Raw genomic sequence first — 3509 nt, 5'->3', positions numbered from 1 at the left:
CCCTCCTCCCTTCCACCCGGGCGGGATGCCCTGACGGCACTACTCCTCCCCCTCCTCCCGGTCGCCGGCCGGGAGACGCTCGACGGTGAAGCCGGTGAACCCGTAGATCACGCTGAGCAGCGGGCTGGCGATGTTGAAGAAGCAGAAGGGCAGGTAGGCCAGGGTCGGCACGCCCAGCACCGCGCCCATGAACGCGCCGCAGGAGTTCCACGGCACCAGCGGGGAGGTGACCGTGCCGCTGTCGGCGGTCAGCCGTGACAGGTTCGTCGGCGCCAGGCCGCGCCGGGCGAACTCGGCCCGGAACACCCGCGCGGGCAGCACCAGCGCGATGTACTGGTCACCGGCGATGACGTTGAGCCCGAAGGCGCTGGCGAACACCGTCGCGAACAGCCGGCCGGTGCCTTTCGCCGCCCGCACCATCGGGTCGATCAGCCGGTCGAGCAGCCCGAACTCCTCCAGCAGGGTGCCGAACGTGACCGCGCCGATGATCAGCCACAGGGTGGGCAGCATGCTGTCCATCCCGCCCCGCGACAGCAGCCGGTCGACGTCGGCCAGTCCCGAGCTCTTCTCGAACCCGTTCGCCATCGCCCGCCAGACCGCCTTGATCCCGGCCACGACCGAGTTCAGACCGGGCTCGCCGACGAACGCGCGGATCACCGGCGGCTGGGTGAAGATCCCCAGAATCCCGGCGAAGATCGCCGCCGCCATCAGCGCCAGCGTCGCCGGCACCTTGCGCGCCGACAGCACGACCAGCAACACCAGCGGCAGCAGGTTCAGCGGGGTGATCCAGTAGATGTCGCCGAGCGCGGTCAGCTCGCTGCCGGTGTCGCCCAGGTCCGTCGCGGCCGGCCCCCACACCCAGCCGATCAGCAGGAACAGCACGAAGGCGATCACGAACGCCGGCAGCGACGTCCAGGCCTGCCGCTTGATGTGCTCGTAGACGTTCACCCGCACCATCTGAGCGGTCAGCACCGTGGTCTCCGACAGCGGCGACAGCTTGTCGCCCAGGTACGCGCCGGAGATCACCGCCCCGGCGGTGATCGGCGCCGACACCCCCAGCATGGTCGCGATGCCCACCAGCCCGACCCCGACCGTCGCCGCGGTGGTCCACGAGCTGCCGATCGACATCGCCACGACGCCGCAGATCAGCGCGGCGGCCGCGTAGTACCAGCCCGGCGACAGCACCTGGATGCCGTAGTACACCAGGGTCGGGATCGTCCCGGACAGGTTCCAGGTGCCGATCAGCGCGCCCACCGCCAGCAGGATGAAGACCGCGCTGGTGATCGACGACAGCGCCCGCCGGCCGCTGGCCTCGACCTCCTCCCAGCGGTGCCCGTTCTTCAGCACCACCAGCATCGCGACCATCGCGCACAGCACCAGCGCGACCTGGATCGGCCCGTTCAGCGCGTCCAGGCCGAACAGCGCCAGCGACCCGGCGATCAGCACCACCAGCGCGACCAGCACGACCACCAGATCGGCCAGTGACGGCGGGCGCGCCGCCGCCCGGCCCGCGTCCTGCGCTCCGCCGTCTCCCGTGCCGTCGCTCATGGCCCGGCCGGCCGTGATCGCCGTCTCCCGGTACGCCGGCCCGCGCCGCTCCCCCGCTCCGGCGAACCGGCCTCCGGCCACGACCGACACCGCATAGACGACTCCCTGGACTGCCCGGCCCGCACCGCGTGCGGAGCACCGCTTCACGTCCCAGCCGACGTACCCGTCAGCCGCGCCGAGAGCGACCGCAACAGGTCAAGTTCTTGCCATGATCGCCCCGCCAGGACGTGCTCCAGCCCGGGAACCTGCGCGCGACCCCGCCGATCGCTTGTGCATCATGCATAAGTTGTGCATCAACCATATCGTGTGTATTGTGCACCCGGAACTTAACGGTACAAAGGGGGATAAATGGCGCATTCGGCACCTGCCGCGCGCTCGGGTGGCGGCGGGATCGTCAGCGTGCTCGCGGTGGCCGGCATCGTCGGGTCGCTGATGCAGACCCTGGTGGTCCCGCTGATCGGCGAGCTGCCACGGCTGCTGAGCACCAGCGCCGCCAACACCTCCTGGGTGATCACCGTCACGCTGCTGGTGGGTGCGGTCGCCACCCCCGTGGTCGGCAAGCTCGGCGACCTGTACGGCAAGCGCCGCATGATGCTCATCTGCACGATCCCGCTCATCGCCGGCTCGGCGGTGTGCGCGATGGCCGGCTCGCTGATCCCGATGATCGCCGGCCGCGGCCTGCAGGGACTCGGCGTGGGCATGATCCCGCTCGGGGTGAGCGCGCTGCGCGACCTGCTGCCGCCCCAGCGCGTCGGCCCGGCGATCGCGCTGATGAGCTCCTCGATGGGTATCGGCGGCGCGCTGGGCCTGCCGATCTCGGCGGCGGTCGCGGAGTACGCCGACTGGCGGATGCTGTTCTGGGGCTCGACCGCGCTGAGCGTGCTGGTCGCCGTGCTCATCTGGCTGCTGGTGCCCGCCACGCCCGCCGTCGCCAGGGGCCGCCTGGACATCGCCGGGGCGCTCGGCCTGGGCGCGGCCCTGGTCTGCCTGCTGCTGGGCGTGTCCAAGGGCGCCGACTGGGGCTGGGGCAGCGGCACCACGCTCGGCCTGCTCGCCGCCGCGGTGGTGCTCCTGCTGTGCTGGGGCTTGTTCGAGCTGCGCGTCCGCGATCCGCTGGTGGACCTGCGGGTGACCGCCCGGCCTCAGGTGCTGATCACCAACGGCGCGTCCGTCCTGGTCGGCTTCGCCATGTACGCCCAGTCGCTCGTGCTCATGCAGCTCCTGCAACTGCCCGAGGCCACCGGGTACGGCCTGGGCCAGTCGATGCTGGCCGCCGGACTGTGGATGGCCCCGTCCGGCCTGATGATGATGGCCGTCTCCTCACTCGGCGCCCGGCTGTCGGCCGCCCGCGGGCCCAAGACCAGCCTGATCCTCGGCGCGCTCGTCATCGCGCTCGGCTACGGCGCGGCGCTGATCCTGATGGACTGGGCCTGGGGTCTGATGATCGCCGGTTGCATCGGCAGCATGGGCGTCGGCCTGGCCTACGGTGCGATGCCCGCGCTGATCATGGGCGCGGTGCCGCAGGCCGAGACCGCCTCCGCCAACAGCTTCAACACGCTGATGCGCTCCATCGGCACCTCGGTCTGCGCCGCCGTGGTCGGGGTCGTGCTGGCCCAGATGACCACGACGCTGGGCGGGCACATCCTGCCCTCCGAGGCCGGGTTCCGTACCGCGCTGCTGATCGGCTGCGGTGTGGCCCTGGTGGCCGCGCTGGTCACGGTGACCCTGCCCAAGCCCCGCCCATCCGCCGAGCCCGCCGCCGCCGTCCGGCCCGAGCCCGAGCACCTCGGCGCCACCCGGGCCGCCGCGTCCCCGGCGGAGGCCACGCAGCCGTTCGCCCGGGCCCCGCAGCCCATGCCGATCGCGCACCAGGAGCTGGGCCCCTGGGAGAACGCGTTCCGCTCGCACGACGAGCGCCCCGCCCCCGAGGGCACCCTCCGCCACCCGCTCCCGCCGTCGCC

The 3509-nt window shown here is 72.0% G+C and carries 2 protein-coding genes; one reads left to right on the top strand and one right to left on the bottom strand.

Going from position 1 to position 3509, the window contains the following annotated elements:
• Positions 1-39: 39 nt before the first annotated feature.
• Positions 40-1638: a Na+/H+ antiporter NhaC gene (nhaC, locus tag ETD85_RS60980; RefSeq protein WP_206059625.1), complete on the bottom strand. Its 1599-nt coding sequence runs from the start codon at positions 1636-1638 to the stop codon at positions 40-42.
• A gap of 258 nt (positions 1639-1896) precedes the next feature.
• Here nhaC and ETD85_RS60975 point away from each other — a divergent pair.
• Positions 1897-3509: MFS transporter (locus tag ETD85_RS60975; protein ID WP_138698885.1), on the top strand; the 1613-nt coding region annotated here is incomplete at its 3' end.

The sequence above is a fragment of the Nonomuraea zeae genome, assembly GCF_005889725.1.
In the GTDB taxonomy this organism is placed as follows: Bacteria; Actinomycetota; Actinomycetes; order Streptosporangiales; family Streptosporangiaceae; genus Nonomuraea; species Nonomuraea zeae.
The sequence above is the reverse complement of the archived record's forward strand: the minus strand, read 5'-3'. Positions and strand labels throughout refer to the sequence as shown.